Annotated in this window: 2 protein-coding genes and 2 pseudogenes; all 4 read left to right on the top strand. The window is 71.6% G+C overall.

All coding sequences use genetic code 11. The features are described from left to right. A pseudogene (locus AC1D2K_RS33340) lies at positions 1 to 667 on the top strand (helix-turn-helix domain-containing protein); the annotation flags it as partial. Between the two features lie 48 nt (positions 668 to 715). Beyond that, a complete protein-coding gene (locus AC1D2K_RS33335) occupies positions 716 to 1,393 on the top strand; it encodes a Vgb family protein (RefSeq protein WP_478094541.1) in 678 nt (225 codons plus the stop codon). 86 nt (positions 1,394 to 1,479) lie between these two features. Continuing rightward, positions 1,480 to 2,271, top strand: coding sequence for a DUF899 domain-containing protein (locus AC1D2K_RS33330; protein WP_478094539.1), 792 nt, complete (start codon positions 1,480 to 1,482; stop codon positions 2,269 to 2,271). A 31-nt stretch (positions 2,272 to 2,302) separates the two neighbouring features. Then, positions 2,303 to 2,530: pseudogene (locus AC1D2K_RS33325) on the top strand (hypothetical protein); the annotation flags it as partial.

The following is a 2,530-nucleotide window of genomic DNA, read 5'->3' as shown; positions in this document are numbered from 1 at the left end:
GGCCGAGGTGGCGGAGGCGCGGGCCGCGCTCGATCGTCCCGCCGCCCGGCGCCGCATCGCCGCTGGCGAGCAGGCGCTGCGCCTCGACGAGGTCGCGGCGCTCCTGGCCTCGGACGCGCTGGTGGTCGATGCCTGCCGTCGCGGGCTGCGCGCCGGCGACGCCTGGTGGTCGCTGGCGCGCCGGCCGGTGTTGTTCGCGCTGGCGCGCGCGCTCGCCGAGGCGTGGCCTGGCGATGTCGATCGGGACGCCCTGATCGCGTGCGCGTTCCGCACCCGCCGCCCCGACGAGTCRCATCGCGTGCGCCTGCGGGTCGAGATCGGCCGCCTGCGCGCGCTCGTCACGACACTGGCGCACATCGAGGCCACCACGCGGGGTTTCGTCCTCAGGCCGCACGGCGAGCGCGCCGTCGTCGTGCTCGCACCGCCCATCGACGGCGAACAGGCCTCGCTGGCGGCGCTGCTGTCCGACGGCGCGGCCTGGTCGACGTCGGCCCTGGCGCTGGCCCTGGGGGCCAGCCAGCGCACCGTCCAGCGCGCGCTGGTCGAACTCGAGGCCGACGGACGGGTACGCTCGATCGGGCGGGCGCGGGCGCGTCGCTGGCTGTCGCCGCCGCTGGCCGGATTCACGACGATCTTGTTACTCCCCACTTCGCTGCCGATTGAATAGAGTTGTCTCCGGGCGCCGATCCGAGGCGCGTCACCAGGAGCCCCAGCGATGAGCAGCAAGACAGGCAAGGAAAGATCCCAGCCCACGGCGCATGCAGCCGAAATCGTGCGCGAGTACGGCCCCTTTGCCGGCGCCGACAACGTGCACGGCATCACCCACGATGGCCAGCGCGTCTGGGCCGCCACCGGGGCCAGGCTGATCGCCTTCGATCCCGGGAGCGGCGAGCCCACGCGCACGCTCGACCGGGCCTGCGACGCCGGCACCGCCTTCGACGGCACGTATCTCTACCAGATCGCCGAGGCGCGCATCGACAAGATCGATCCCGTCACCGGCCGCGTGGTGGCGTCGATCCCGACGCCCGGCCACGGGCACGACTCGGGCCTCGCCTGGGCCGAGGGCAGCCTGTGGGTGGGGCAGTACCGCGATCGCAAGATCCACCAGATCGATCCGGCCACCGGCGCGGTCATCCGCACCATCGAGTCCAACCGCTTCGTCACCGGCGTGACCTGGGTCGATGGCGAGCTGTGGCACGGCACCTGGGAAGCGGATCAAAGCGAAATCCGCCGAATCAACCCGGAAAGCGGCGCGGTGCTCGAACGCCTGGAGATGCCGCACGGCATCGGCGTGAGCGGGCTCGAGTCCGACGGGGCCGATCTCTTCTATTGCGGCGGCGGCGCCAGCGGAAAGGTCCGCGCGGTGCGGCGTCCGAAAGGCGCCAGGCCCTGACCGCGCACCCCGCTCGACCGCCGCATCGGCTGGATCGGCGCATTGACGAACCTTGAACGGCTCTATTTCGAGCCCAGGAGCACCCCATGAACACCGCGATTTCCGAAGCGAGCCCCGTGAACCATCCCGTCGTGTCGGCGGACCGATGGGTGGCCGAACGCAAGACCCTGCTGGCGCGCGAAAAGGAGCTGACCCGCCTGCGCGACCAGATCGCCCGCGAGCGCCGCGCGCTGCCGTGGGTGCGCATCGAGAAGGACTACGCCTTCGATGCGCCCGAAGGCCGGCGCGCGCTCGCCGAGCTGTTCGAAGGCCGCCGCCAGCTGCTGGTGCAGCACTTCATGCTCGGCCCGGGGTGGGAGCAAGGCTGCCCGAGTTGCTCCTTCATGGCCGACCACATCGACGGCATGCACGTGCACCTGGCGCATCGCGACGTCACGCTGCTGGTCGTCTCGCGCGCGCCGCTGGCCGAGATCGAGCGCTTTCGCCGGCGCATGGGCTGGCAGTTCAAGTGGGTGTCCTCGCATGGCAGCGACTTCAATCGCGACTTCGGCGTCAGCTTCACGCCGCAAGAGCGGACCAGGGGGCAGGGCGAGGTCTACTACAACTACGGCATGCAGCCCTTCCCGGCGGAGGAAGCGCCCGGCCTCAGCGTCTTCTACCGGGACGACGCGGGCGAGATCTTCCACACCTACTCGACCTACGGGCGCGGTGTGGAGGTGATGATGGGAACGTACAACCTGCTGGACCTCACCCCCAAGGGCCGCGACGAGAACCCGGGCCACGGCATGGATTGGGTGCGCCACCACGACCGCTACGAGCCGGCACCGCGGGTGAAGCCGGCGCCGGCGGCCGGTTCGTGCTGCGAAGCGAACGGCTGAGCCCGCCTCGCCTCGCCTGGACGAACGCGCCATGACGAACCTGTGGCCGTGGCTGGCGATTGCCGGCCTCGGCGCCTTTCACGGATTGAGCCCGGCGAACGGCTGGATGTTCGCCGCCGCCTGCGGCGTGCGGGCGCGCGACGGGGCGCAGGCGCGGCGGGCCCTGCTGCCCATTGCCATCGGGCACGCCGCGTCGGTCGCGGTCGTGGCTGGCGCCGTCGCACAGGGCCTCACGATGGACCGCGCGCTGGTCCAGGTC

Source organism: Variovorax sp. P1_H12_2, assembly GCF_056405335.1.
This window is presented reverse-complemented; position numbering and strand designations above follow the sequence as displayed.